This is a genomic window from Terrabacter sp. Root181, assembly GCF_001428505.1.
Lineage (GTDB): Bacteria > Actinomycetota > Actinomycetes > Actinomycetales > Dermatophilaceae > Terrabacter.
Window position 1 is genome coordinate 81,579 of the sequence record NZ_LMHU01000009.1, and the last position, 26,192, is coordinate 107,770.

Below are 26,192 nucleotides of genomic sequence, written 5' to 3' on the forward strand. Positions count from 1 at the left end.
ACAGGCCGCCCGCTCGTCTCAGGTGTGCCGACGGTGGTTCGGCTCCGGCGCGGGTCGCCGAGCGCGCCGACGACCTCTAAGAGCTCGGCTCTGTCTCATTCAGCGACTCAATTAGGTCAGATGCGCCTGACCTATTTACCATCGTCGTCGTGGGCAAGCTCAAGGCCAAGGACGTGGCGACGCTCAAGCCGAAGTCCAAGTGCTGCAAGGACAGTCCGCGGTGCACGAAGTGCCCCGTGGTGATCAAGCGTCTGTGCGCGCAGGACTGCGCCTCGATGTGCGGCAAGGACTTCAAGAAGGCCTTGGCCAAGGCCCGCAAGCGCTGAGAACCGAGCCGTTCCCAGCGAACTCCCAGCGAACACCCGGAGACTGGGACGGTGGACATTCAGACAGCGTCGACACCCGAGGCCCGTTTGCTCGTCGTCGAGGACGAGCCGAACATCCGCGAGCTGCTCGCGACGTCACTGCGCTTCGCCGGGTTCGAGGTCGAGACGGCCGGCGACGGCACGACCGCCCTCGCCATGGCCGCCGAGTCCGAGCCCGACCTCGTCGTGCTCGACGTCATGCTCCCCGACGTCGACGGCTTCGAGGTGACCCGGCGCCTGCGCGACCGCGGCCGCCAGCAGCCCATCGTCTTCGTCACCGCACGCGACGCGACGGGCGACAAGATCCAGGGCCTCACCGTGGGCGGCGACGACTACGTCACCAAGCCGTTCAGCCTCGAGGAGGTCATCGCCCGCATCCGGGCCGTGCTGCGCCGCACCCGCGGACAGGCCGACGAGGGCGCGACGCTGCGCTTCCACGACCTCGAGCTCAACGAGGACTCGCACGAGGTGCGTCGCGGCGGCCGGGTCATCGACCTGTCCCCCACCGAGTTCAAGCTCCTGCGCTACCTGCTGCTCAACCCCAACCGCGTGCTCTCGAAGCTGCAGATCCTCGACCACGTCTGGGACTACGACTTCCGTGGCGAGTCCGGCATCGTCGAGTCCTACATCTCCTACCTCCGGCGCAAGATCGACGCCGACGGTCCCTCGCTCATCCACACCAAGCGCGGCGTGGGTTACGTTCTCCGGGTGCCCCCAGAGCTGACCACCCCCTGACCGGATGGCCGACCTGACCGCCCCGGCGGAGGACGCACCCCGCCCCGACGGAGGCCCGCGCGGGCGTTCCCTGATGAGCCGCCTGCGGGCCATGCCGCTGCGCTGGCGTCTGCTCGGGGTGACGCTCGGCCTCGTCGCGGCCGCCCTCGCCGTGACCGCGCTCGTCGTGAGCGCCCTCCTCCGCGTCTACCTCGTGAACCAGACCGAGCAGGAGCTCGAGGTGTACGCCACGAGCCTCGCATCCGTCGACCTCTCCGAGCTGCAGCTCACCGGCTCACGGATGCCCACGAACTTCACCGCGCGCGTTCTCGACCTCTCGACCGGCGTGGTCGATTCGCTCGGCGAGGCGGCCTTGGTCGAGCCGGCGGTTGCCGCGATCCCGGTACCGAAGATGACCGACGCAAATGTCATCAACGCGACGACGTTCGAGGTCGGCTCGACGAGTGGCGAGGGCCAGTGGCTGGCACTGGCTCGTCCCAACGATGAAGGCAGCGCCATCGTCGTCGTGGCCCTGCCTCTCAGGCCGCTTGAGGCCACCGTCAACCAGTTCCTCCTCTATGCCGGCGGCATCGGTGCCATCACGTTGCTGCTGACCGGGATCTGCGGCTGGTACCTCGTCGCCCGCACCTTCCGTCCGCTGACCCGCATCGAGGACACCGCCGCCCAGATCGCCGTCGGCGACCTCACCCAGCGCGTCGACGTGCCCGACACCGACGACGAGGTCGCCTCCCTCTCACGTTCGCTCAACGCGATGCTCGCCCGCATCGAGCAGAGCTTCGCCGTGCGTCAGGCCAACGAGGCGAAGATGCGCCGCTTCATCGCCGACGCCTCGCACGAGCTGCGCACCCCGCTCGCGGCGGTGGGCGGCTACGCCGAGCTCTACCGCCAGGGTGCGCTGCCGACGGCCGACGCCGTGACCGGGGCGATGGGGCGCATCGAGTCCGAGGCGCACCGGATGAGCGGCCTCGTCGAGGACCTGCTGACCCTCGCGCGGCTCGACGGCGAGCGCCCGCTCGAGCTGCAGACCGTCGACCTCGCCGTCCTCGCGGCCGACGCCGCGCAGGACGCCCGGACCATCGCGCCCGTCCGACACGTCGTCGCGACCGGCATCAACGGGCCCATCGAGCCGACCGAGCTCGAGGCCGACGAGCAGCAGCTGCGCCAGGTGGTCACCAACCTCGTCACCAACGCGCGCGTCCACACCCCAGACGGCACCTCGATCGAGATCCTCGTCGGCCGCGTCGACGTCGCCCACGTCGCCCTTCACGTGCGCGACCACGGCGTCGGCGTCCCGGAGGCGGACCGGCAGAGCGTCTTCGAGCGCTTCTACCGCGCCGACTGGTCCCGCAGTCGCGGCCAGGGTGGCGGCAACGGCCTCGGCCTCGCAATCGTGCAGGCGATCGTCCAGGCCCACGGAGGCGAGGTGACGGTCCAGGAGACCCCCGGTGGTGGGGCGACCTTCGTCGTCGTGCTCCCGCTGCGGCCTGCCACCAGCCGGGGTGACCGGCATCACATGGTCGCCCGACAAGGCACAGCCGATTCCTAGGAACACCACAACCGGGTCCAAAGCTGGGTCGATGTCATGGAGTCAACAGACCAGAGCGAGGAGGAGCCATGACCCTGGCACCTGAGGACCACACCCAGCAGATCCCGCAGGGCGGCTACTACAGCCAGTCCTCACCCCCCATGCCGCCGGCCCCGCCGACGCCGCCCCTGGGCGAGGGCAGCCGCCCGGCACCCAAGCGCGAGAGCCGTCTCGGCCAGACCGTCGGCGTCGCGCTGCTCGCTGCCGTCCTCGCGAGCGGGGGCACGTATGCCGCCACGCAGCTCGGCGACCAGGGCACCGCCAGTGCGACGACGTCCGCCTCCTCGACGACGAACCAGAACCAGGGATCGTCGCCGACGGTCGTGCAGGGCAACGCCACCGCACCCGACTGGTCCGCCGTCTCCGCCGCCGTGACGCCGAGCGTCGTCAGCATCGACGTGACGACCCAGCAGGGGTCGGGCGCCGGCTCGGGCGTCGTCTTCGACAAGAGCGGCCACATCCTGACCAACAACCACGTCGTCGGCGACGCGACCGGCAACGGCGCCATCACCGTGACGCTGAACGACGGGCGCACCTACGGCGCGACCATCGTCGGCACGGACCCCTCGACCGACCTGGCCGTCATCAAGCTCACCGACGGGCCGAGCGACCTGACGCCGATCACCCTCGGGGACTCCGAGGCCCTCAAGGTCGGCGACCCGGCCATGGCCGTGGGCAACCCGCTCGGCCTCTCGGGCACCGTCACCACCGGCATCGTGTCGGCGCTCAACCGCCCGGTCAGCACCGGCACGTCGAGCGAGTCCCCTCTCGGTCAGCAGCAGGCGACCGGTGACGAGGTCGTGACCAACGCCATCCAGACGTCGGCCGCGATCAACCCCGGCAACTCCGGCGGCGCGCTCGTCAACGCCAAGGGCGAGCTCATCGGCATCAACAGCTCGATCGCCTCGCTGGGACAGAGCTCGAGCGGCAGCCAGAGCGGCAACATCGGCATCGGCTTCGCGATCCCGGTCAAGGAGGCCAAGTCGATCGCCGACCAGCTCATCAAGAGCGGCAAGGCCCAGCACGCCTTCCTCGGGGTCAGCACCCGCGACACGGTCGTCTCCGACGGCAGCGCCAAGCGGGCCGGAGCCCAGGTCGTCTCGGTCAGCAGTGGCACTCCCGCAGCCAACGCCGGCATCAAGAACGGCGACGTCATCATCGCCGTCGACGGCCAGCGCATCGACTCCGCGACGGCCCTCGTCGCCCAGATCCGCGAGATGACGGCCGGCGACAAGACCACCCTCACGGTGATCCGCGACGGCGCCCGCCAGGACGTCCCCGTGACGCTCGCGGTCAAGCCGGCCAGCTCCAACTGACCGACGCTTCCACTTCGCACCGGGACACGGACAGGGTGACGACACGCTGGACGTGACCCGGGCGAGGCCAGCTCCTCCGAAACCGTATGCCGTCGGGCTCGCGCCCGTCCCCGCCACCACACTCCGGTGGCCCGGACGGTCGCCGGCCCGGCGGCATACGCCGTCTCCCGGCCGGGACCGCGGATTGGGGAGGGAGCGAGTCGCCCGCGTACCCTTGCGCGGTGAGTGAGACCGAGAACGAGCTGGACCCCGCTGCCGTCGTGCACCTCGACCCCGAGGACGTCGCGACGGCCGTGCGTGTGCTGGCCCTCGCGCCCTCGCTCGAGATCGACGACCCGGACTTCGAGACCCTGAAGCGGGCCGCGTCGCTGATGTACAAGCGGCTCAAGAAGGACCGGCGCAACGCGAAGACGTGGGCCGAGCGCAAGGCCGACCGGCAGGTCATCGAGTCGACGGCCACCGGATCGCCGATGCGGATCGACGACGAGACCAAGGGAATCCCCTTGGTGTCCAACGCGACCGGCGCCTTCGCCGGGGAGCTGGTCAACCCGCGCGGGTGCTACATCTGCAAGAACGACTACACGCTCGTCGACGCGTTCTACCACTGGCTCTGCCCCGACTGCGCGGCCCGCTCGCACGCCAAGCGCGACCAGCGCACCGACCTCACCGGCAAGCGCGCCCTGCTCACCGGCGGCCGCGCGAAGATCGGGATGTACATCGCCCTTCGCCTGCTCCGCGACGGCGCCCACACGACGATCACGACGCGCTTCCCCAAGGACGCGATGCGCCGCTTCTCCGCCATGGAGGACTCGGCCGACTGGATCCACCGGCTCAAGATCGTCGGCATCGACCTGCGCGACCCCACCCAGGTCGTCGCCCTCGCCGACGAGGTGACGGCTGCCGGCCCGCTCGACATCCTCATCAACAACGCCGCCCAGACGGTGCGCCGCTCCCCCGGCGCCTACAGCAACCTCGTCGAGCTCGAGACGGCGCCGCTCCCCGACGGCGTCGCCCTGCCCGAGATGGTGACCTTCGACCGGATCAGCGAGGCGCACCCGGCCTCGATCGCCGGGGCCCTCGGCACCCACGCCGTCGCGCACCACGACGGCGAGTCCCTCGAGCACGCCATCGCCGCCCAGACGGCCGCGTCGATGACGGCACTCGCCCTCACCGCCGGCCACGCGAGCCTCGAGGCGCACCGGGCAGGCACCGCCGTCGACGCGGGTGGCCTGCTGCCCGACCTGCAGCGGACGAACTCGTGGACGCAGAAGGTCGAGGAGGTCGACCCGCTCGAGCTGCTCGAGGTGCAGCTGTGCAACTCGACGGCGCCCTTCATCCTCGTCTCGCGGCTGCGTCCGGCGATGCGGGCCGCGGTCGCAGGTGGCGCGCGCCGCGCGTACGTCGTCAACGTGTCCGCCATGGAGGGCCAGTTCTCCCGCCGCTACAAGGGGCCCGGCCACCCGCACACGAACATGGCCAAGGCGGCGCTCAACATGATGACCCGCACGAGCGCGGGCGAGATGTTCGAGACCGACCGCATCCTCATGACGGCCGTCGACACGGGCTGGATCACCGACGAGCGCCCGCACGACGAGAAGCTGCGCATCGCGGCCGAGGGCTGGCACGCGCCGCTCGACCTCGTCGACGGCGCGGCGCGGGTCTACGACCCGATCGTGCGCGGCGAGGCCGGCGACGATCTTTACGGCTGCTTCGTCAAGGACTACGAGCCCAGCCCCTGGTGACTTCCGTCTCCGGCACCTGAACGGTTCGTGGAGCTTCTCAGGCACCCGGTGCCGGTAGGACTCCTCCACCCTCCCGCTCCGCGCCCATGGGCCGGAAATGTCAGGGCCGGGGCGCGCGCACGCCCACAAACGCGACAGTCGGTGCACCGCCGGACAGTGGTATGCCGTCCGGCGCGCTTGGGGCGTAGCGTCCCGTCCATGATCACTGCCGTCCACAACCTCGTGTACTCCGACGACGCGGCGGCGACGCGGGCCTTCTTCCGCGACGTCCTCCAGTGGCCCTTCGTCACCGACGACGACTCGGACGGGGCCGACGACACCGATGCCTGGCTCATCTTCGGGACGGGTCCGAGTGAGCTCGGGGTGCACCCGACCCGCGGCCCTCAGGGCTCGTCGTGGACCTCCCCACGGCACCATGCCATCTCGCTCATGTGCGACGACTTGCGCCTGACGATGGCTGAGCTCGTCTCGCGCGGAGCGGTCTTCACGACCGACCCCACCGACCACGGCTACGGCCTCGTCGTCATGATGGCGGTGCCCGGTGCGGACGACATCCAGCTCTACGAGCCCCGCCACACCACCGCCTACGACCGCTGACCTTCCGCGGACGCACGATCTCGGGACGCCGGGTCGTGGAGATCTGCCGGCGCCTGGTGCCGGAGGATCTCCACGACCTCGCCGGGTCGTCGGCCCTCGGCGAGTGGACGTCGCATGGTGCGCGGCTGCCGACGGACCGGGCCGTCCGACGCCGCGGAGTCGGGTGGACACTCAGCCGGGCGAGCCGTCGCGTCGCGGTGCGGCCAGCCGCTTGGCGTACCAGACCTCGGCGTAGTCGCCCTCGTTGAAGGCCGGCACCTCGACGAAGCCGTGGCGCAGGTACAACGCCCGGGCCTCGACGAGGTCGAGCCGGGTGTCGAGCCGGACCGTCGTCGCACCCAGGTCGCGCGCGGCCTCCTCCGCCGCGGCCAGCAGCGCAGCCGCGAGACCGGAGCCCCTGACCTCCGGCCGCACGAACATCCGCTTGACCTCGGCGACGTCGGGCCGGTCGGGCACGAGCCGCACTCCCACGCAGCCGACGAGCCGTTCGCCGGACCGGGCGACGACGAAGGCACCGGTCGGCGGCGCGAGGTCGTCGCTCGGCATCTCGGCGAGGCTCTGCTCGATCTCCTCCGGTGTCGAGTCGCGGTCCTCGTGCAGCCGGAACCAGCGGTCGCTGACGTCGACGAGGTAGTCGCGCAGCAGGACGGCCGACTCCGCCGACGCGACGTCGGCGCGCTCGACGGCCCACCCGGCCCCGGACGCCCGGCTCACCGCTCGGCGGGACCGGGCACCGCGACGCCGTCGGCGATGACCTCCGTCATGAACGCGATGAGGTCGCGGCGACGCCGGTCGGGGTCGGCGGCATACGTCGACGGGTCGTCGGGGCGCTCCCGCACCCGAAGGCCCTCCTCGACGATCTCGCGGTGGTGCGGGTAGGCCTCACGCGCCCACCGCCCGGCCCCGCTCTTGGACGTGGGCCGACCCGTCACGAGCAGGTGGACGAGCCGCGGCGCACCGAGGGCACCCCACTCGGCCGCCTGCGGCAACGACGCCTCCCGCGGGTGGTGCTCCATCGCCTCGAGCTGCGAGCGCCAGAACGTGTCGAGGTTCTCGCGGGTCGACGCGTGCAACGCGGCGTCGTCGCTCCAGATCATCAGGTCACGAAGGTCCTTGCCGCGCAAAGTGATCCCGTGGTCACGCAGCTCGCGCCACGTGATGTGCTTGACATCGCAGTGCGTGCCGACGTCGAACCACTGGTGCAGCACGCCGGGTCCGTCGGGCACGACGTCGGGACTGCCCGCCAGGTCGTCGGCCGTGACGTAGAAGCCGTCGTGGTGCGGCTCCGGCCACCGCTTGTCGATCTCGGCGTGGATCCCGCGCAGCGCGTCGGTCTCGACCTGCGTGGGACGCCTGCTGGTGACCGCGACGAAGTCGATGTCGCTGCCGCCGTGGAACTCCCCGTCGAAACCGAGCGAGCCGTGCAGGTAGAGCCCGTCGACCAGCCCCGGCACGCGCTCGTCGAGGAGCGCGAGGTGCGAGCCGCACACGTCGCGGACGACGTCGGGCAGCTCGTCGCGGGTCGGGACGCCCACCGCCGTCAGACGGCCGCGCCGAACGTCGCCCGCGACGCGAGGGCCTCGCGCAGCTCGGCGTCGGCATCGACGAGGGAGCGGTGGACCGCCGGGGTGAGGTCGTCGCGCTCGATGGTCTCGGCACTGAGCCGGGCCGTCTCGTCGGCGAAGACCCGCGGGAAGGCGACGAGGACGACGCGAGACAGGGCGTCCTCACCCACCCAGGCCGACATCGCCGGCACATCGGTGAAGTAGCGCGGCACGTAGTCGGCGACGAGCGAGTCGTCGGGCGCGACCCAGAAGCCGCGGGCCAGGTGCACCATCTCGTAGTTGGAGCGCCCCTGGCGGCCGGTCAGCTGCTCCCACGCCCAGGCCTTGGCCTCCGCGTCGGGCAGGCTGGCCCGGCACATGAGCGCGTTGAGGCCGCCCTGGAGGGTGTCGTCCTTGGCACGGAACGCCTCGACCTCGGCGACACCGACGAGCCCGCGCGCCGCGAGGTTGCGCACGACGATCCAGCGGAAGTCGCCGTCGTCCTCGAGGCCGGCCGGCAGGCCCTGCCCGTCGGCCCAGGCGCGCAGCAGCGCCTCGTCGTCGCTCGTGCCGGCGACGAGACGCGCCGCGGCCAGCGACTCCGTCGTGCCGGCGGTGGCGCGCTCGAGGAGCCCGGCTGCGGCCCGGTTGAGGCGGGCTGTCGCCGCCTCCTGCGACGCGCGCGGCACGAAGTAGGGCACGATCCGGTGCTCGGCGTAGGCCGCCACCCGGGTGAGGATCGAGGAGTTCGTCTCGCGGGGCCACGCGGCGTCGAAGACGTCGAGGAAGGCCTCCGGTGACACCGTGGAGCCGTGCACGCCGTCGATGAGGGCGGACCACACGACCGCGCGGGCCTGCTCGTCGGGGATCTGCCCGAGCTGGGACGGCAGCGCGGCCACCGTCGAGTCGGAGAGGCGTACGTGCGCCCACGTCAGGTCGGACGCGTTCGGCACGACGACGGCGGGCTCCGGGGTGCCCTCGAGCTCGCCGAGGCTCGTCTCGGGTCCGGTGACGGTCACCCGGACGCGCCCGAGCTCGCGCCCGTCGGTCCACCCCGCGATGTCGAAGGCGTGGGGCCGGTCCGCCGGTCGGTCGGCCGGCGCCTCGCGGTGCACCACCGCGGACTCGACGACGCCCGCCTGCTCCTCGACCTCGACCGAGATCGTGTCGCGGTCGGCCGTGAGCAGCCAGGCCCGCGACCAGGACTCGAGGTCCTTGCCGCTCGCCGTCTCGATGGCGGCGAGGAAGTCGGCGAGGGTGCCGTTCCCGTAGGACTTGTCGGTCAGGTAGGCGCGCACGCCGGCGATGAACTCGTCGTCGCCGACGTACGCGATGAGCTGGCGCAGCGTGGCGGCGCCCTTGGCGTACGAGATGCCGTCGAAGTTCTGCAGCGCGCTCTGCGCGTCGAGCGCCTCCACGCCGGCGACCGGGTGGGTCGACGGGGAGCGCTCGGCGCCGTAGCCCCACACCTTGCGCACGATCGAGGAGTCGACCCAGGCGTCGGTGTAGTCGGTGGCGTCGACGAGGCACCGGTGCGACATGTACTCGGCGAACGACTCGTTGAGCCAGAGGTCGTCCCACCACTTCATCGTCACGATGTCGCCGAACCACATGTGCGACATCTCGTGGCTGACCGTGTTGGCCCGCGTCAGCAGCTCGTCGCGCGTCGCGGCGCCCCGGTAGAGGTACTGGTCGCGGAAGGTCACGCAGCCGGGGTTCTCCATCGCGCCGGCGTTGAACTCCGGCACGAAGACCTGGTGGTACTCCCCGAAGGGGTAGCGGATGCCGAAGAGACCGTGGAAGTAGTCGAACGACCGCTTCGTCACGTCGAACAGCTCGGCGGCGTGTCGCTCGAGCGGCTCGCGGAGCGAGGCCCGTGCGTGGATGCCCAGCGGTATGCCGTCGTGCTCGTCGTGGACGGAGACGTAGGGTCCGGCGCACACCGTCACGAAGTACGTCGCGAGCGGCTTCGTCGTCGCGAGGGTCCAGGTGCCGGCGCCCTCCTGCGAGGCGGCGCCGTTGCCGATGACGGTCCAGTCGAGCGGCGTGTGGACCGTGACGTCGTAGGGCGCCTTGAGGTCGGGCTGGTCGAAGCACGCGTAGACGCTCGGGGCGGCGTCGAGGAAGAGGTGGCCGTAGACGTAGTCGAGGTCGTCGGCGGGGTCCGTGGCCCGGTGCAGACCCTGTCCGTCGTGGCTGTAGGCCATCGTCGCGGCGACGACGAGCTCGTTGTCGGCGGCGAGGCTCGGGAGCGCGAGGCGTCCGTCGACGACGTCGGCCGGGTCGAGCGGGGCACCGTTGAGCGAGATCGTCTCGACGGAGCGCGCCTTGAGGTCGACCCAGGAGCCGACCCCGGGCTCGGCGCACGAGAACCGGACCCGGGTGCGCGAGCCGAAGACCTCCGCGCCCTGGTCGAGGTCGAGCTCGACGGCATACGACGTGACGGTGATCAGCGAGGATCGCTCGCGGGCTTCGGCCAGGGTGAGACTGCGCATAGGGGCGAGCCTGCCAGATGGAGCCGCTCGCCGTCGCTCGGGTTGCCCTCGGCGCGACGGACGGCCGGGATCAGCGGTGGAGCGGGCCGCCCGCCATGCTCTCGAGACGAGCGATGCGCTGGTCCATCGGCGGGTGCGTCGACAGGAACCGGGTGACGTCCTGAGCCCGGAAGGGGCTCGCGATCATCATGTGGCTGGCGTTGACGATGTCCTGCGACGGGGCCAGCGGCGCGCGAGCGACGCCGGCCTCGAGCTTGCGCAGGGCCGAGGCCAGGGCGAGGGGGTCGCCCGTCAGCTTCGCGCCGTCCTCGTCGGCGTCGTACTCGCGGGTGCGGCTGATGGCCATCTGGATCATCATCGCGGCGAGCGGCGCGAGCAGGCTCATCGCGAGCAGCGCGAAGGGGTTGGGCCGGTCCTCGTCGGAGCCGCCGCCACCGAAGATGCTCGTGAACATGAGCATCTGGCCGATCGAGGTGATGACTCCGGCGACCGCAGCGGCGACCGAGCTCGTCAGGATGTCGCGGTTGTAGACGTGCATGAGCTCGTGGCCGAGGACGCCCCGCAGCTCTCGCTCGTCGAGCAGGCCGAGGATGCCCTCGGTGCAGCAGACGGCGGCGTTCTGCGGGTTGCGACCGGTCGCGAAGGCGTTGGGCGCCTGGGTGGGGCTGATGTAGAGGCGTGGCATCGGCTTGCCGGCGGCCGTGGAGAGCTCGCGCACGATGCGGTACATGACGGGCGCCTGGGCCTCGGAGACCGGGTAGGCGTGCATGGCGCGGATGGCGAGCTTGTCGCTGTTCCAGTAGCCGTAGAAGGTCATCGCGACACCCATGAGGGCGAAGAGCCAGATGAAGCGCCCGCCACCGACGAGCGCGCCGATCCCGAGCAGGAGGGCCCAGATGCCGCCGAAGAGGGCGGCGGTCTTGAGCCCGTTGAAGTGGTTGTGCATGTCGGGTGAACGACCGGCCCGCAACGCGTGTTCCCACTGAGAGATCGCTGGGAGCCCACTGGACGCACTCTCGGCATCTTCTGTGACCCACATCTCGCGGCCGACCCGGTTGAAGCGGCAACTTGTCTACTACACGCGGTAGTAGTTTGGCGGTGTTGGGGAACCCGACATCCCATCCGATGAAAGAAGCGAATGATGCGCAAGACACTCGACCGGTTGATCTCGTGGACGGGCCTCGTCATGGCCGTCGTGCTGGCCGTGGCCGGCGCGCTGCTGATCTACGCGAGCAGCTTCGTGGCCGACAACGTCAAGGAGCAGCTGAGCCAGCAGAACATCACGATGCCGGTGGCCGCCGCGCTCGAGACCCAGGACCAGAAGGACGCGCTGCTGCAGTACGCCGGCCAGACGATGGAGAACGGCGCCCAGGCCAAGGCCTTCGCCGACCACTACATCCTCGTGCACATGAACACCCAGTCGAACAACAAGACCTACTCCGAGGTCTCGGGTGAGTACCTCAAGGCCGTCAAGGACCCCAACGCGGACCCGGCCCAGGTCAAGGCGCTCGGCGACCTGCGCCAGAGCCTCTTCATGGGCAACACCCTGCGCGGCCTCCTGCTCAACGCCTACGCCTTCGGCACGATGGGCACGATCGCCCTCTACGCCGGCATCGCCTCCCTCATCGGCGCGACCATCCTGCTCGTGCTCTCGCTGCTCGGCCTGCGCCACGCCAAGACTGCCGAGGACGTGAGCGCCCAGCCCGCCCCGGAGACCCCGATGGTGCCCCAGACCGTCTGACCTCATCGTCCGTCCGACGACGACCCCGATCCCTCCGCGGGCTCGGGGTCGTCGTCAGCCGAGGAGGCGCAGGAGCAGGTCGGGCTGGACGCTGACGACGACGAGCACGGCCGAGGCGAGGACGAGCCCGGCCACCATGACCGGGCGTCGGCGCGCCACGGCGACGGGCGCAGCGGTAGGGGCAGTGCCTGCCGGGGCGCCGACGGCCGCGGCAGGAGCGGTGATCACCGCACGCAGCCAGCGCAGGTAGACGGCGACGCCGATGACGGCGTTGACCGCGGCGACGACCGCGAGCCAGACCCAGCCCTCGGCGACGACGGGCCGCAGCGCCGTGATCTTGCCGACGAGGCCGATGACGCCGGGAGGGAGCCCCGCGAGCGACGTCAGCGCGAGGGCGAGGGCCCCGGCGCGCCACGGGCTGCGCTGCCACAGGCCCTCGTACGCGGCGATGGAGCGTCCCTGACCCGGCCGTTCGCGCACGGTGACCGCGACGACGGCGAAGGCGACGAGCGTCGCGACGACGTAGGTGAGCAGGTAGGTGGCGCTGGCGCCGACACCGAGCGCGGAGATGCTGACGAGCGGGAGCACGACCCAGCCGGCCTGCGCGACCGTCGACCACGCGAGCAGGCGCACGACGTCGTCCTGGCGCAGGGCCATGACGTTGCCGAGCGTCATGCTGAGCGACGCGAGCAGCGCGATCGACAGCAGCGCAGGGGTCCCGAGGGCGGCGACCGCCCGGAGCACGACGAGCAGCGCCGCGAGCGCGGCGATCTTGGAGACCGTCGCGAGGAAGGTCGCGACGGGCACCGACGAGCCGGCGTACGCCGTGGGCGTCCACGCGTGGAAGGGCACGAGCGAGAGCTTGAAGCCGACACCGGCGACGACGAGGACCGTGGCGAGGGCGACGACCCCGCCCGAGACGGACGGGAAGACGACGGTCGTCGGGGCCCCCGGCGCCGCGGAGAACGCACCACCCGAGGCGAGCGCAGCGTCCGGGGTGAGGAACGGGCTGCCCGTCGCCGCGAACCACAGCGCCACACCCAGCACGAGCAGGGCGAAGGACACGAGGGACGTCACGAGCAGCTGCGTCGCTCCCGCGACCGCCGACCGCCGGCCCGAGAGGGCGACCAGCGCGATGACGGGCAGGGTCGCGAGCTCGAGGGCGACGAGCCAGGTGCCGACGTCGCGGCTGGCCGCGACGACGACGGTGCCGGCCAGGGCGGCGAGGAGCAGCACGGCCTCGACCGGCTCGCGGGTGCAGTCGGCCGGACGACGACGGTGGGCACCCGGCCAGGCGAGGGCGATGCAGACGAGGGCGGAGACCGCCGCCGCCAGCTGGAGGGTGCCACCGAGGGCGTCGGCCTGCCAGAGGCACACCTGCGGCAGCCCGTCGACGGTCGGTGCCGTCCCGGCGAGCTCGCGGCCGGTCAGGCAGAACGTCTCGCGCGTCGACCCACCACCCAGCCCGAGCCCCGGCACGGTGGCGGCCGCGGACCCGAGGGCCGCCAGCCCGGCGATGGCGTAGGGCACGCGCCGCAGGCGCGGGTTGACGAGGTCGGCGACGAGCACGAGGACGAGACCCGCGACGGGCAGGAGCGCCGGGAGCAGGATCGCGTAGTCGATGGCGAGGCCCTTCACGGCGACACCCCCAGACCGGAGAGCAGGCCCGTCGTCGCGGCGTCCGAGAGGCCGAGCAGCAGGCCCGGCAGGACCCCGAGGGTGACGATGACGACGACGAGCGTCATGACAACGGCCCAGCGGGCACCACGGGCGTCGGCCACCGGCTCTGCCGCGGCCCCCTCCGCGGCATCGCTGCCCTCGCCGGCCCAGACGATCCGGGCGACCCGGAGCGCATAGGCGGCCGCGAGTGCGAGGCCCACGGCGCCGAGCACGACGCACACGCGCAGCAGCGTGACGGGACGGTCGGGCGCGGGCGACCACGCGGCATACAACGCGAGGAACTCACCCCAGAAGCTCACGAGGCCCGGGAGCCCGAGGGCCGCGGCGAGACCCACGACGAGCACGAGCCCGAAGCGAGGAGCCTTGTCGCGCAGGGCGGCCCGCGCAACGTGCAGGTCGGACGACCCCCACTGCTCCTTGAGGTCGCCGACGACGAAGAAGAGCAGGGCCGCGACGACGCCGTGCGCGATGTTGCCGAAGAGTGCGGCCTGCAGGCCCGTCTCGCTGCCGGACGCGATGGCGAGGGCGACGAAGCCCATGTGTGCGACGGAGCTGTAGGCGATGAGGCGCTTGAGGTCGCGCTCGACGAGGCAGGCCAGGCCTCCCCAGAGGATCCCGACGACGCCCAGCATGGCCAGGACCGGGCTCAGCTGCGCCACGCCTACGGGCACCGTGGCGACGGCGAGCCTGACGATGCCGTAGGTGCCCATCTTGAGCAGCACCGCGGCGAGCAGCACCGAACCGGCGGTGGGAGCGATGGTGTGCGCCGAGGGCAGCCACGTGTGCAGCGGCCACAGGGGCACCTTGATCCCGAGGCCGAGCAGCAGGATCGCGGCGATCGCGACCTGCAGCGGGCGGGACAGGCCGACGCCGTGGCGCTCGGCGAGGACGGTGAGGTCGCTCGTGCCCTGGTGGTGGACGAGGAAGAGGATGCCGACGAGCATCAGCGTCGAGCCCAGCACCGTGAAGAGGACGAAGCGACCAGCGGCGTCGGCGCGCGTCTCGTCGGGCACGTGGTCGTCGCCGAACCGACGCACGAGCACCCACATCGGCACGAGGACGACCTCGAACGCGATGAAGAAGAGGATCGCGTCTCGCGCCATGAAGGTCGCGAGCGCCCCGGCCTCCACGAGCAGGATGCAGCCGAGGAAGGTCGAACCGGTGCCCCCCTTGGGGATCGGGCCCGACAGGGTGTGCGCCACGACGGCGACGGTCAGCAGGGCGGTGAGGAGCACGAGCGCGGCCGAGATGCCGTCCACGCCGAAGTGCCACCGAACGCCGAGCGAGCGGATCCACGGCACGTCGACCTCGTGGCGGCCCCAGACCACGACGACGGCGAGCACCGCCGTGACGACGGAGGACCCGAGCGCGATGCCGCGCTCGACCGTCGACTCGCCGGGGATCGCGATGAGCGCGATCGCCGCGAGCAGGGGCAGCAGGAGCATGAGGGTCAGCGCCACGCGGCCACCCCCAGGACGGCGACGACCATGACGCCCACGAGCAGGCTGAGCAGGGACAGCGAGGGCACCGCTCGGTGGCCGCGCTCCCCCGCCCGACCGGCGGCGCGCGCGACGACCGCCGTCGCCCGCGGGTAGGCGTCGACGACGTCACGGTCGAGCGCGACGACGAGACGCGCGACCGCGGTGACCGCCCGACCGAAGCCGACGTATGCCGTGTCGACGCCGAAGCCGCGCACCGCTGACTCCCGGACGCGGCCCGGGACACGGTCGGCGACGTCGACCCGGCCGCGGTCGCTGAGGGACCACACGGCATACGCGGCGCCGGCGACGAGCAGGATGGACAGCAGGGCACTGAACAGCCCGATATGCACGCCCCCGCTGAAGCTCGTGAGGAAGAGGGTGCCGACGACGGTGAGCGCCGCGAGCACGGACACGACGAGCGCCGCCGACAGCGTGATGCCCGGGTGGCCGTGGGCGTGGACGCGCTCGACCTCGGCGTCGTCGGCGCTGTCTGCGGCGGTCACGACGGCGACGTCCTCCTCGGTGACGACGGCGGGATGCGGATCGGGCAGGTCGCCCGTCGCGGCCACCGGGGTGTCGAGGAGCAGCCAGGCGCGGGTGCAGTACGCGGCGGTGAGCACGACGGTGACGAAGAGCGCGACGACGACGATCCAGGCCCGCGGGCCGCCTCCGCCCGTCGCACCCTCGAGCGCGGCGTCGATGACGGTGTCCTTGGTGAAGAAGCCGATGAGCGGCGGCACCCCGGCCAGGGCGGCGAGGCCGATCCCCATCGACCAGCGCAGGCCGCCCGTCGGCCGCAGCCGGCCGCGGAGGCCGGCGAGGGCCGTCGCGCCGGCGAGCACCGCGAGCCAGCCGGCCCCGAGGAAGAGCAGCGCCTTGAAGAACGCGTGGCCGATGAGGTGCGAGATGCCGGCGCCGGGCCCGAGCTCGGCGGGTGCCGCGGCCAGCGCCGAGAGCATGATCGCGATCTGGCTCAGGGTCGAGTAGGCGAGCATCCGCTTGAGGTCGGTCTGCGCGAGCGCGAGCAGGGCGGCGTAGACCATCGTCACGGCGGTGAGGACGGCGAGCAGCGTTCGGGCACCGTCGTGCCCGGCGTAGAGCGAGAAGAGGCGCGCGATGACGTAGGTGCCGGCCGCGACCATCGTGGCCGCGTGGATGAGGGCCGATGCCGGCGTCGGGCCCTCCATCGCGTCGGGCAGCCAGTCGTGGAACGGCACGAGACCCGACTTGCCCGCGACGCCGATGACGACGCCGACGAGCCCGATCGTCAGCAGCGTGCCGTCGCCCGTCGCCGTGAGCACCGCCATGAGGTCGGTCGAGCGGGCCCGTGCCGAGAGGGCGACGATGCCCACGACCATGGCGATGTCGGCGACCCGCGTGACGATGAACGCCTTGTAGGCCGCCCGGCGGGCCGCTGCACGCTCGCTGTCGTGGCCGATGAGCAGCCACGAGCACCAGCCCATGACCTCCCAGCCGACGAGCATGAGGACGAGGTCGCCCGACTGGACGAGGAGCAGCATGCCGGCCGCGAAGAGCGAGACGGTCGCGGCGAACTGGCCGTAGCGCGGGTCGTCGCGGAGGTACCACACCGTGAAGACCTGGATGCAGACCACGACGAGCGCCACGACGAACGACACGAGTCCGGAGACACGGTCGGACAGCAGGTGCAGCGGGACCGAGAGATCACCCAGCGGGAGGCTGCCGATGGTGTCGATGTCGGCCGTCCGCGAGGGCGCGATCCACTGGATGAGCCCGAGCATCGCGACGTAGGCAGAGACCGCGACGGCGACGGCTGCCGCCAGGGCGCGCTGGCGCCGCGCGAGCAGTCCCACCAGGGCGGCGAGCGCCGGGAGCAGGACGATCATCCGCACGATCCAGCTCACGAGACGCCCTCCCCTGCCGCCGCCGGCTCACGTCGGGCGTCTGCGGCCTCGGAGGCCTCGGGCGGGTCGTTCGGGCCGGGCAGGTCGGCCCGCCCATCGTCCGTGGGCTCGTCGGGGTCGTCGGTCAGGTCGGGGACCGCCGTGAGGTCGATGTGTCCCGTGCGGCGGAACATCACGAGGATGATCGCGAGCGCCACGGTGATCTCGGCTGCCGCGATGGTGATGACGAAGAGGGTCAGCACCGGGCCGGCGGAGAGGGGCGCACCGGGGCGTGACCCGGCGGTGACGAGAAGCAGGTTGGCGGCGTTGAGGATGAGCTCGACGCCGATGAGCACGAGGACGGCGTTGCGACGCGCGAGGACGCCGTAGACACCGATCCCGGCGAGCAGGGCCGCGAGGGCGGCGGGCAGCGACAGGTGGATCATCCGCGGCCGCCCGCCGGTGCGTCCGAGGTCACGGTGCGCCGCGGGCTGACCGGGTCGGCGCCCTCACGGTGCAGGACGAGGCGCGACACGGCGAAGGCGCCGACGAGCGCGACGAGGAGCAGCACCGAGAGCAGCTCGAAGGGCCACACCCACGTGCCGAAGACGGCCTGCGCCACCTGAGGTGTGGTCGTCGTCGGGGTGTCGAGGTCCGCCGTGGCCCCGGCGAAGAGCGGGAGCAGCAGGGACGCGAGCAGCGTGGTCGTCGCGGCGCCGAGGAGAGCACCGGCGACCCGCTGCCACGCCGGGGTGTCGATCTCGGCGTGGGGACCGATCGGCGCGCGGGTCAGCATGAGCGCGAAGAGGACGAGCACGACGATGGCGCCGACGTAGACGAGCAGCTGGACGAGGCCGACGAGCTCCTGGCCGAGGACGAGGTAGGCACCCGCGAGCGAGCCGAGCGACACGAGCAGCCACAGTGCGGCGTGCACGACCTGCTTCGTCGTCACCGACAGCAACGCCGACAGGGCCGTCACGGCCCCCACGGCGGTGAAGACGAGGTCGCGGGTCGTCACTCGCGACCCTCCTCGTCGGTGGACACGGTCGGCAGCACCTGCGTCGAGTCCCCTTGTGCCGCAGCCTCATCGGCCGCCTGCTCGGCCTCGGCGCCGTCGGCCGGCGGCAGGACCGAGGTCTGCTCCGCAGCGGGGAGGGTCGCCGTGCGCTCGGCGACGGGCAGCGCCGCCGTGCGCTCGGCAGCCGGCATGACCCGGGTCTGATCGCCCGCGGGCTCGGTCGTGGGCGCGGCCTCGGTCGCGGGCTCGGCCTCGGTCGCGGGCTGGGGCTGGGCCGTCGGAGCAGCAGTCGGTGCGGGCGGGGTCGTCGCCGTGGCGGTCTCGCGGCGCACGCGGGTCGGCAACCCGACCCCACGCGTACCACCAGCGGCGCCGGCGGCGCCGGCGGCGCCCGCCGAGCCGCGGGCCGGCTTCGCCGCCGCGGTCACCTCGGCGGGATCGGCACTGCCCGGGTCGAGGGCCGGGGGCGCCGGGACGGTGGCCATCCAGGCGCCGAGGCGGTCCTTCTCGTGGAGCAGGTCGCGGATGTCGACCTCGGCGTACTCGAACTCGGGGCTCCAGTGCAGGGCGTCGAACGGGCAGACCTCGATGCAGATGCCGCAGTACATGCAGAGCGAGAAGTCGATGGCGAAGCGGTCGAGGACGTTGCGCTGGCGGGCGCGCCCACCGGGCGTCGTCGCGGGCAGCTCCTCCTTGTGCGAGTCGATGTAGATGCACCAGTCAGGGCACTCGCGCGCGCAGAGCATGCACGAGGTGCAGTTCTCCTCGGTGAGCGCGATGACGCCGCGCGACCGCGGAGGCAGGGCGGGCGAGACGTCGGGGTACTCGGCCGTGTGGGTGTGCCGCGTCAGCGACCTCGCGGTGGTCGCGAGCCCCCTGACGAGCCCGGGGATCATGCCGTCAGCCACGAGTCCTCACCTCCCCTTCCACCGTCGAAAGGCCACGTCTGGCCCAGTCCCTGCGGTCGAAAGGCCACGTCTGGCCCAGCCCCTGCGGTCGAAAGGCCAGGTGTTGCCGTATGCCGTGGGTCGAGAGGGCGACCAGAGGTGGCCTTTCGACGGGTGAGTGGGGCCCACACGTGGCCTCTCGACGCGCGGGAGGCGGCACGACCTGGCCTCTCGACGGTGGAGTGGGGGCCGCACGTGGCCTTTCGACGTTCGGGGGGGTGGGGGTGGGGGTCATGGGAAGACCACCACCCCGACGGCGGTGAGGGCGAGCTGGAGGAGCGCCATCGGCACGAGCCACACCCAGGCGAGGCGCTGGAGCTGGTCCTCGCGCATGCGCGGCCACGAGACGCGCAGCCAGATGACGACGACGGCGACGAGGAAGCCCTTGAGCACCGTCCAGAGCCAGCCGAGCCACTGCTCGAACGGACCGGACCAGCCGCCGAGGTAGAGCACCGCGAAGAGCAGCGACATGACGACGATGCCGGCGTACTCGGCGAGCAGGAAGAACGCGAAGCGCAGGCCGGTGTACTCGGTGAACGCGCCGAAGACGATCTCGGAGTCGGCGAGGGGCATGTCGAAGGGCGGACGCTGGAGCTCGGCGAGGGCGGCGACGAGGAAGACGACCGCGCCGGGCAGCTGCCACAGCAGCCACCACGGTTTCCAGGCCTCGGCGATGGAGACGAGCGAGAGGCTCCCGGCGGCGAGCGCGACGGAGGCGACGGCGAGCACCATCGGCAGCTCGTAGGACACGAGCTGGGCGCCGGCGCGCATCGCCCCGAGCAGGGAGTACTTGTTGGCCGAGGCCCACCCGGCCATGAGCGTGCCGATGATGCCGACCCCGATGACGGCGAGCACGAGCACCGCGCTCGCGTCGACGTCGGCCCCGACGACCGTCGGTGACAGGGGGATGACGGCGAGCGCCACGAGGTAGGGGATGAGCGCGACGAACGGGGCGAGGCGGAAGACCCACCGGTCGGCCCGGGCCGGGGTGATGTCCTCCTTCTGCACGAACTTCACGCCGTCGGCGACGAGCTGGGCCCACCCGTGGAAGCCACCGGCATACATCGGCCCGAGCCGGCCCTGCATGTGCGCCATGACCTTGTGCTCGGTCTGGCCCACGATCAGCGGCAGCACGAGGAAGGCGGCGAGCACGGCCACGGCGCGCAGCACCACCTCGACCCAGGGCGCCAGGTCGCTCATCGCGGCCCCCACTCGGGGCCGGGGACGCCGGGCGCCTGCACGCGCCGACGGCCCGGCGCGCGGGCGGAGTCGTGGCCCTCGCCGGGCTCCTTGGCACCGGGCCACGCCTTCGAGGCGCGCGCGGCGAGGACGAAGGACTTGCGCAGCGGAGTGCCCTCGAAGCCGTCGGGCAGCAGCAGGGGGCGCAGCCCCAGCCCGGAGCCGTCGTCGAAGCCGTCGAACTCGATGCCGAACATCTCGTGCGTCTCGCGCTCGTGCCACGCCGCACCGCGGAAGATCCCCGTCAGCGACGGCACCGGGAGCCCGTCGGCGACCCGGGTGCGCAGCAGGACCGACGCCAGGGAGCCCGGCTCGCGGGTGTCGAGCAGGTGGCACACGATGTCGAAGCCCGCGTCGGTCTCACGGTCGGTCTCGTCGACGGCCGTCAGCCAGTCGAAGTACGCGTAGCCCTCCTCGCGGAGCGACAGCACGGTGCTCGACCACTCCCCGAAAGGCACGTCCCGCACGTCGGTGACCTTCACTGGCCGCCCTCCCCCGGCTTCGCGCCACGGCGCAGGAGGGGGCGACGGACGTCACCGGCGCTGCCGACGCGGTTGCCGGCATACCTCCCCTTGAGCTTCTGGGTCGAGAGCCGTTCGGTCGCGATCTGCTCCTGGAGGCGGATGATGCCGTGCAGCAGCGCCTCGGGACGCGGCGGGCAGCCGGGCACGTAGACGTCGACGGGGACGATCTGGTCGACGCCCTTGGTGACGGAGTAGGAGTCCCAGTAGGGCCCGCCGGAGTTGGAGCAGGCGCCGAAGGAGATGACGTACTTCGGCTCGGGCATCTGGTCGTAGAGCCGGCGGATGGCCGGGGCCATCTTGTCGGTGACCGTGCCGGAGACGATCATGAGGTCGGCCTGGCGCGGGCCCGGGGCGAACGGGATGACGCCGAGGCGGATGAAGTCATGGCGGCCCATCGAGGCGGCGATGAACTCGATGGCGCAGCAGGCGAGCCCGAAGTTGAAGACCCACAGCGAGTAGCGCCGGCCCCAGTTGAGGACGACCTTGATCGGCTTGGGCGCGTGGCCGCCGAGGACGCCCATCGAGGCCGGCCCGATGGTCGGCATGGGCAGGCTGACCGGCTGGCTGACCGGCTGGCTGACCGGCTGGCTGACCGGCTGGCTCGCCGGTGCGTCGGGTCGTCCCGGCTGCTCCATCACACCCACCTCAGCAGGCCGCGGCGTCCCGCGTGGGCCAGGCCCAGCACGATGACGCCGATGAAGATGCCCATCTCGACGAGGCTCGCGCGGCCGAGGTCGGCGTCGCGGATGACGGTCGCCCACGGGAAGAGGTAGATCGCGTCGACGGCGAAGATGACGTAGAGGAAGGAGAAGACGAAGTAGCGGACCTTCGTCTGGGCCCAGCCCTCGCCGACGGGGTCGACACCGGACTCGTACGTCGTCAGCTTCGCCGCGTGCGGAGCGCGCGGTGCGAGCAGTCGTCGCACGACCATCGCCGCCGTGACGAGCAGGACGCCCGCCCCCAGCACCGCTGCGACGGCCACGTACCCGGACATGACGGCCAGCCTATCCATGCCGGTACGCGAGTGGCGCCGTCCCCCGGGGCGGCTTGGCGCAGCCGCGCTCTCGCCGGGCGCTTCGTGCCGGGCCGGCTCCGGCGGGGCGGCCGACGGAATACGCCCTCGGTGGCCGCCGCGTGCCCGAGGCCGAGCGCGGCGCGCCTGTCCACGTGATGGCAACCTGCGCAATTGTGCTCGCAGAGCGACATAGCATGGAAGTTGCCCGCCGCACAGGGCCCCGGGCAGTGAATCGTATGGAAGTTCGAGGACGTCGCAGAGCATGAGCGCCAAACTGGTCCAGAAGCTCGATCGCGTGGTCATCCGATTCGCCGGGGACTCCGGCGACGGCATGCAGCTCACCGGAGACCGCTTTACGTCGCAGACGGCGCTGCTCGGCAACGACCTGTCGACGCTGCCCAACTTCCCCGCTGAGATCCGGGCGCCCCAGGGCACGCTGCCCGGCGTCTCGAGCTTCCAGCTGCACTTCGCCGACCACGCCGTGCTGACGCCGGGTGACGCCCCCGACGTGCTCGTCGCGATGAACCCGGCGGCCCTCAAGGCCAACCTGCGCGACCTGCCCCGCGGTGCGGCGATCATCGTCAACACCGACGAGTTCAGCAAGCGCAACCTCTCCAAGGTCGGCTACGCCGAGAGCCCGCTCGAGGACGGCTCGCTGGGGAGCTACGACGTGCACCCGGTCGCGCTGACCTCGATCGCGGTCGAAGCCCTCGCCTCGTTCACCGACCTGACCCGCAAGGAGAAGGAGCGCGCCAAGAACATGTTCGCGCTCGGGCTGCTGTCGTGGCTCTACACCCGTCCGATGGACGGCACCGAGGCGTTCCTCAAGGCGAAGTTCGCCGACAAGCCCGACATCCTCGAGGCCAACCTCGCCGCCCTGCGCGCGGGCTTCAACTACGGCGAGACGACCGAGGACTTCGCGGTGGCCTACGAGGTCGCGCCGGCCACGATGCCCGCCGGCACCTACCGCAACGTCACCGGCAACGTCGCGCTGTCGCTCGGCCTCGTCGCGGCGGCCCACCGCGCGCACCTGCCGCTCTTCCTCGGCAGCTACCCGATCACGCCGGCCTCCGACATCCTGCACACGCTCGCGGGGCTCAAGCGCTACGGCGTCGCGACGATGCAGGCCGAGGACGAGATCGCTGGTGTCGGCGCCGCGCTCGGCGCGTCCTTCGGCGGGGCGCTCGGTGTCACGACGACGTCGGGCCCGGGCCTCGCGCTCAAGGCCGAGACCATCGGGCTCGCCGTGTCGCTCGAGCTGCCGCTCATCGTCTGCGACATCCAGCGCGGCGGCCCGTCGACCGGTCTGCCCACCAAGACCGAGCAGGCCGACCTCCTCCAGGCCCTCTTCGGCCGCAACGGCGAGTCACCGGTCGCCGTCGTCGCGCCGGCGACCCCGGCCGACTGCTTCGACATCGCCGTCGAGGCCGTGCGCATCGCGACGACCTACCGCACGCCCGTCATCGTGCTCTCCGACGGCTACCTCGCCAACGGCTCCGAGCCGTGGCGGCTGCCGCGCACGGCCGAGCTGCCCGACATCGTCGTGGAGTTCGCGACCGAGCCGAACGCCGTGGACGACAAGGGGCAGCCGACCTTCCACCCCTACCTGCGCGACCCCGAGACCCTGGCCCGGCCGTGGGCGATCCCGGGCACTCCCGGACTCGAGCACCGCGTCGGCGGCATCGAGAAGGCCGACGTCACCGGCAACATCTCCTACGACCCCGACAACCACGACCACATGACGCGGCTGCGCCAGGCCAAGATCGACGGGATCGCCGACACCATCGAGCCGCTCGTCGTCGACGACCCGACCGGCGACGCCGACGTGCTCGTCCTCGGCTGGGGCTCGACCTTCGGGCCGATCGCCGCGGCCGTACGCCTCGCGCGGGCCACCGGCGCCCGCGTCGCCCAGGCGCACCTGCGCCACCTCAACCCGTTCCCCGCCAACACCGGCGAGGTCCTGCGCCCCTACCAGCGCGTCATCGTGCCCGAGATGAACCTCGGCCAGCTCGCGATGCTGCTGCGCGCCAAGTACCTCGTCGACGTCGAGTCCCACACGTCGGTCCGCGGCCTGCCGTTCCAGGCCGGCGAGCTCGCCGACGTCATCGCGACCGCCGTGGCGTCCGTCTCCGACGTGCCCCTGAAGGAGGCCGCGAAGTGACCACCGACCTGGGTATGCCGTCCCGCTCACCGGGTGCCACCGGCACCGCGGGCGTCCCGCACCTCACCGACGGCACCGCCCTGACGAAGAAGGACTTCACGTCCGACCAGGAGGTGCGCTGGTGCCCCGGCTGCGGCGACTACGCGATCCTCGCTGCGGTGCAGGGCTTCCTGCCCGAGCTCGGCCTCAAGCGCGAGAACATCGTCTTCGTCTCGGGCATCGGGTGCAGCTCGCGCTTCCCCTACTACCTCGACACCTACGGCATGCACTCGATCCACGGCCGCGCCCCCGCCATCGCGACCGGGCTGGCCGCGACGCGCGAGGACCTCTCGGTCTGGGTCGTCACCGGTGACGGCGACGCCCTCTCGATCGGCGGCAACCACCTCATCCACGCGCTGCGCCGCAACGTCAACCTCAAGATCCTGCTCTTCAACAACGAGATCTACGGCCTGACGAAGGGGCAGTACTCCCCCACCTCGCACGTCGGCCAGGTGACGAAGTCGACGCCGCTCGGCTCGCTCGACACGCCCTTCAACCCGGTGTCGCTCGCGCTCGGGGCCGAGGCGAGCTTCGTGGCCCGCACGATGGACTCCGACCGTCAGCACCTGACGTCGGTGCTGCGTGCCGCGGCCGAGCACCGCGGGTCGGCGCTGGTCGAGATCTACCAGAACTGCCCGATCTTCAACGACGGCGTTTTCGACGTGCTCAAGGACCGCACCGAGGCCGCCGCCCGCATCCTGCACCTCGCCGACGGCGAGGAGGTCGGCACGGCCGAGACCGTCGTCGTGCGCGACGACCGCGGGTCGCTCGACGTCGTGCCGCGGGGCGAGGCCGACCCGGCCCGCATCGTGCGCCACGACATCTCGGCGACCGACCCGTCGGCGGCGTTCGCCCTCTCGCGGCTCGACAGCCCCGACCTCGGCCACGTGCCGATGGGGATCTTCCGCAACGTGCAGCGCCCGACCTACGACGACTCGCTGCGCGAGCAGATCGCCTCGGCCCGCACGGGCGAGGTCACCGATGCCGACATCGACGCCCTGCTCGCCGGTCGGGACACCTGGACCGTGGGGGCGTGACCGCCCGCGAGACCGTCTCGTCCGTCGCGCCCACCGGGCCCGACACGCGTGCAGCCGGATCGAGCGCGCCGCACGGCGAGGTCGGGCGGGGCACCCTCCTCGGCTTCGCGGCATACGGCCTCTGGGGGCTCTTCCCGCTCTACTTCGACGCGCTCAAGCCCGCCGGACCGTGGGAGATCCTCGCCCACCGCATCCTCTGGACCCTGCTCTTCTGCGTCGTCGTGCTGCTCGTCATGCGCGACCTCGGCTGGATCCGCCCGCTCCTGCGACGGCCGCGGCTGCTCGCTGGCACGGCGGTCGCGGCCGTGCTCATCGCGGTCAACTGGGTCGTCTACGTCGCGGCCGTCACCTCGGGCAACACCTCCGAGGCGGCCCTCGGATACTTCCTCAACCCCCTCGTCACCGTGGCGCTGGGCGTCGTCGTGCTCGGCGAGCGCCTGCGCGTGCTCCAGTGGGTGGCCGTCGGGATCGGTGTCGTGGCCGGTGTCTACCTCGGGGTCTCGGGTGGACGCATACCCTGGGTGGCGCTGACCCTCGCGGTGTCCTTCGCGCTCTACGGCCTGACGAAGAAGAAGGTCGGCGTCAGCCTCGACGCGATCCACGGCCTCACCGTCGAGACCGTCGTGCTCGCCCCGGTCGCCGTCGTGCTGCTGCTCGTCGTCGGCGCGCAGGGCGGCCTCGAGTTCGGCCTGCACGGAGGCGTGCACACGTCGCTGCTCGTCCTCTCCGGACTGGTCACCGCGGTGCCGCTGCTCTGCTTCGCCGCCGCCGCCCGCCGCATCCCTCTCGTCACGATCGGGCTCATCCAGTTCATCACCCCGGTCATGCAGCTGCTCTGCGCGGTGGTCCTGCTCGACGAGCACATGCCGTCCGAGCGGTGGATCGGCTTCGGCATCGTCTGGCTCGCGCTCATCGTGCTCACGGTCGACTCGCTCGTCAGCCTGCGGGGCGCCCGCGCCGCACGACGCGACCTGCCGGTCGACGACTGCCCGCGCTGACCAGCCGCACGCGTCGGAGCCGTTCGCCGCACGCGCTGGAGCCGTTCGCCGCGCGCCCGCGGTGACAGACT

At 71.9% G+C, this 26,192-nt stretch carries 24 protein-coding genes; 10 read left to right on the plus strand and 14 right to left on the minus strand.

Going from position 1 to position 26,192, the window contains the following annotated elements:
- Positions 1-149 precede the first annotated feature (149 nt).
- From ASD90_RS24030 to ASD90_RS18640, 6 genes are all read left to right on the plus strand, one after another.
- Positions 150-326, plus strand: coding sequence for a hypothetical protein (locus ASD90_RS24030; RefSeq protein ID WP_200958657.1), 177 nt, complete (start codon positions 150-152; stop codon positions 324-326).
- Between the two features lie 51 nt (positions 327-377).
- On the plus strand, positions 378-1,100 hold the full coding sequence (locus ASD90_RS18620) for a response regulator transcription factor (protein ID WP_082588860.1): 723 nt from the start codon (positions 378-380) through the stop codon (positions 1,098-1,100).
- A 4-nt stretch (positions 1,101-1,104) separates the two neighbouring features.
- Entirely contained in the window at positions 1,105-2,646 is a 1,542-nt protein-coding gene (locus tag ASD90_RS18625) for a cell wall metabolism sensor histidine kinase WalK (protein ID WP_056759794.1), read from the plus strand.
- A gap of 68 nt (positions 2,647-2,714) precedes the next feature.
- Positions 2,715-4,001 carry a S1C family serine protease gene (locus ASD90_RS18630; protein ID WP_056759803.1) on the plus strand — a complete coding sequence of 429 codons (1,287 nt, stop codon included), beginning with the start codon at positions 2,715-2,717 and terminating at the stop codon, positions 3,999-4,001.
- A gap of 221 nt (positions 4,002-4,222) precedes the next feature.
- The gene (locus ASD90_RS18635) at positions 4,223-5,743 is read left to right on the plus strand and encodes an SDR family NAD(P)-dependent oxidoreductase (protein WP_056759804.1); all 1,521 of its coding nucleotides are present in this window, start codon (positions 4,223-4,225) and stop codon (positions 5,741-5,743) included.
- A 198-nt stretch (positions 5,744-5,941) separates the two neighbouring features.
- Positions 5,942-6,340, plus strand: a complete 399-nt coding sequence (locus ASD90_RS18640) for a VOC family protein (RefSeq protein WP_056759805.1) — start codon at positions 5,942-5,944, stop codon at positions 6,338-6,340.
- Positions 6,341-6,511: 171 nt separating this feature from the next.
- Here ASD90_RS18640 and ASD90_RS18645 read toward each other — a convergent pair whose 3' ends face one another.
- The 4 genes from ASD90_RS18645 to htpX form a co-directional block, all read right to left on the minus strand.
- Positions 6,512-7,054, minus strand: coding sequence for a GNAT family N-acetyltransferase (locus ASD90_RS18645; protein ID WP_056759806.1), 543 nt, complete (start codon positions 7,052-7,054; stop codon positions 6,512-6,514).
- Positions 7,051-7,875 (minus strand): hypothetical protein, encoded by an 825-nt coding sequence (locus tag ASD90_RS18650; RefSeq protein ID WP_056759808.1) that lies wholly within the window; start codon positions 7,873-7,875, stop codon positions 7,051-7,053. The genes ASD90_RS18645 and ASD90_RS18650 overlap by 4 nt, the downstream gene beginning before the upstream one ends.
- A 5-nt stretch (positions 7,876-7,880) precedes the next feature.
- Positions 7,881-10,379: an aminopeptidase N gene (pepN, locus tag ASD90_RS18655; protein WP_056759810.1), complete on the minus strand. Its 2,499-nt coding sequence runs from the start codon at positions 10,377-10,379 to the stop codon at positions 7,881-7,883.
- A gap of 70 nt (positions 10,380-10,449) precedes the next feature.
- Positions 10,450-11,325, minus strand: a complete 876-nt coding sequence (gene htpX / locus ASD90_RS18660) for a zinc metalloprotease HtpX (RefSeq protein WP_056759812.1) — start codon at positions 11,323-11,325, stop codon at positions 10,450-10,452.
- A 195-nt stretch (positions 11,326-11,520) separates the two neighbouring features.
- Between htpX and ASD90_RS18665 the strand changes: the two genes are divergently transcribed.
- Positions 11,521-12,120 (plus strand): hypothetical protein, encoded by a 600-nt coding sequence (locus ASD90_RS18665; RefSeq protein ID WP_235506790.1) that lies wholly within the window; start codon positions 11,521-11,523, stop codon positions 12,118-12,120.
- Positions 12,121-12,174: 54 nt separating this feature from the next.
- Here ASD90_RS18665 and ASD90_RS18670 read toward each other — a convergent pair whose 3' ends face one another.
- The 10 genes from ASD90_RS18670 to ASD90_RS18715 form a co-directional block, all read right to left on the minus strand.
- Positions 12,175-13,758, minus strand: a complete 1,584-nt coding sequence (locus ASD90_RS18670) for a proton-conducting transporter membrane subunit (RefSeq protein ID WP_056759815.1) — start codon at positions 13,756-13,758, stop codon at positions 12,175-12,177.
- On the minus strand, positions 13,755-15,260 hold the full coding sequence (locus ASD90_RS18675) for a NuoM family protein (RefSeq protein ID WP_056759816.1): 1,506 nt from the start codon (positions 15,258-15,260) through the stop codon (positions 13,755-13,757). Before ASD90_RS18675 ends, ASD90_RS18670 begins: the two co-directional genes overlap by 4 nt.
- Positions 15,251-17,164 (minus strand): NADH-quinone oxidoreductase subunit L, encoded by a 1,914-nt coding sequence (locus tag ASD90_RS18680; RefSeq protein ID WP_056759817.1) that lies wholly within the window; start codon positions 17,162-17,164, stop codon positions 15,251-15,253. Before ASD90_RS18680 ends, ASD90_RS18675 begins: the two co-directional genes overlap by 10 nt.
- The gene (nuoK, locus tag ASD90_RS18685) at positions 17,161-17,589 is read right to left on the minus strand and encodes an NADH-quinone oxidoreductase subunit NuoK (protein ID WP_157610605.1); all 429 of its coding nucleotides are present in this window, start codon (positions 17,587-17,589) and stop codon (positions 17,161-17,163) included. Before nuoK ends, ASD90_RS18680 begins: the two co-directional genes overlap by 4 nt.
- Positions 17,586-18,161, minus strand: coding sequence for an NADH-quinone oxidoreductase subunit J (locus tag ASD90_RS18690; protein ID WP_056759818.1), 576 nt, complete (start codon positions 18,159-18,161; stop codon positions 17,586-17,588). Before ASD90_RS18690 ends, nuoK begins: the two co-directional genes overlap by 4 nt.
- Entirely contained in the window at positions 18,158-19,069 is a 912-nt protein-coding gene (locus tag ASD90_RS18695; RefSeq protein ID WP_056759819.1) for an NADH-quinone oxidoreductase subunit I, read from the minus strand. The genes ASD90_RS18690 and ASD90_RS18695 overlap by 4 nt, the downstream gene beginning before the upstream one ends.
- 270 nt (positions 19,070-19,339) lie before the next feature.
- On the minus strand, positions 19,340-20,308 hold the full coding sequence (gene nuoH, locus ASD90_RS18700; protein WP_056760274.1) for an NADH-quinone oxidoreductase subunit NuoH: 969 nt from the start codon (positions 20,306-20,308) through the stop codon (positions 19,340-19,342).
- Positions 20,305-20,829, minus strand: a complete 525-nt coding sequence (locus ASD90_RS18705) for an NADH-quinone oxidoreductase subunit C (RefSeq protein ID WP_056759821.1) — start codon at positions 20,827-20,829, stop codon at positions 20,305-20,307. Before ASD90_RS18705 ends, nuoH begins: the two co-directional genes overlap by 4 nt.
- Positions 20,826-21,392: an NADH-quinone oxidoreductase subunit B family protein gene (locus tag ASD90_RS18710; protein WP_235506821.1), complete on the minus strand. Its 567-nt coding sequence runs from the start codon at positions 21,390-21,392 to the stop codon at positions 20,826-20,828. Before ASD90_RS18710 ends, ASD90_RS18705 begins: the two co-directional genes overlap by 4 nt.
- Positions 21,393-21,505: 113 nt before the next feature.
- On the minus strand, positions 21,506-21,865 hold the full coding sequence (locus tag ASD90_RS18715; protein ID WP_056759823.1) for an NADH-quinone oxidoreductase subunit A: 360 nt from the start codon (positions 21,863-21,865) through the stop codon (positions 21,506-21,508).
- A 283-nt stretch (positions 21,866-22,148) separates the two neighbouring features.
- Here ASD90_RS18715 and ASD90_RS18720 point away from each other — a divergent pair, with 283 nt between their 5' ends.
- Genes ASD90_RS18720 through rarD form a run of 3 tightly spaced genes read left to right on the plus strand, consistent with a single transcriptional unit; the run spans position 22,149 to position 26,121 of the window.
- Positions 22,149-24,047, plus strand: a complete 1,899-nt coding sequence (locus tag ASD90_RS18720) for a 2-oxoacid:acceptor oxidoreductase subunit alpha (RefSeq protein WP_056759824.1) — start codon at positions 22,149-22,151, stop codon at positions 24,045-24,047.
- Entirely contained in the window at positions 24,044-25,123 is a 1,080-nt protein-coding gene (locus ASD90_RS18725; RefSeq protein WP_056759830.1) for a 2-oxoacid:ferredoxin oxidoreductase subunit beta, read from the plus strand. Before ASD90_RS18720 ends, ASD90_RS18725 begins: the two co-directional genes overlap by 4 nt.
- Positions 25,120-26,121, plus strand: coding sequence for an EamA family transporter RarD (gene rarD / locus ASD90_RS18730; protein WP_056759831.1), 1,002 nt, complete (start codon positions 25,120-25,122; stop codon positions 26,119-26,121). The genes ASD90_RS18725 and rarD overlap by 4 nt, the downstream gene beginning before the upstream one ends.
- Positions 26,122-26,192 lie beyond the last annotated feature (71 nt).

Bases quoted from the DNA above. Each gene is read 5' to 3' on its own strand.
- htpX (WP_056759812.1), bottom strand. From the start codon at position 11,325: ATGCACAACCACTTCAACGGGCTCAAGACCGCCGCCCTCTTCGGCGGC.
- nuoH (WP_056760274.1), bottom strand. From the start codon at position 20,308: ATGAGCGACCTGGCGCCCTGGGTCGAGGTGGTGCTGCGCGCCGTGGCC.
- ASD90_RS18665 (WP_235506790.1), top strand. From the start codon at position 11,521: ATGCGCAAGACACTCGACCGGTTGATCTCGTGGACGGGCCTCGTCATG.
- ASD90_RS18630 (WP_056759803.1), top strand. From the start codon at position 2,715: ATGACCCTGGCACCTGAGGACCACACCCAGCAGATCCCGCAGGGCGGC.
- pepN (WP_056759810.1), bottom strand. From the start codon at position 10,379: ATGCGCAGTCTCACCCTGGCCGAAGCCCGCGAGCGATCCTCGCTGATC.
- ASD90_RS18720 (WP_056759824.1), top strand. From the start codon at position 22,149: ATGAGCGCCAAACTGGTCCAGAAGCTCGATCGCGTGGTCATCCGATTC.
- ASD90_RS18710 (WP_235506821.1), bottom strand. From the start codon at position 21,392: ATGGGCGTCCTCGGCGGCCACGCGCCCAAGCCGATCAAGGTCGTCCTC.
- ASD90_RS18625 (WP_056759794.1), top strand. From the start codon at position 1,105: ATGGCCGACCTGACCGCCCCGGCGGAGGACGCACCCCGCCCCGACGGA.
- ASD90_RS18715 (WP_056759823.1), bottom strand. From the start codon at position 21,865: ATGTCCGGGTACGTGGCCGTCGCAGCGGTGCTGGGGGCGGGCGTCCTG.
- nuoK (WP_157610605.1), bottom strand. From the start codon at position 17,589: ATGATCCACCTGTCGCTGCCCGCCGCCCTCGCGGCCCTGCTCGCCGGG.
- ASD90_RS18640 (WP_056759805.1), top strand. From the start codon at position 5,942: ATGATCACTGCCGTCCACAACCTCGTGTACTCCGACGACGCGGCGGCG.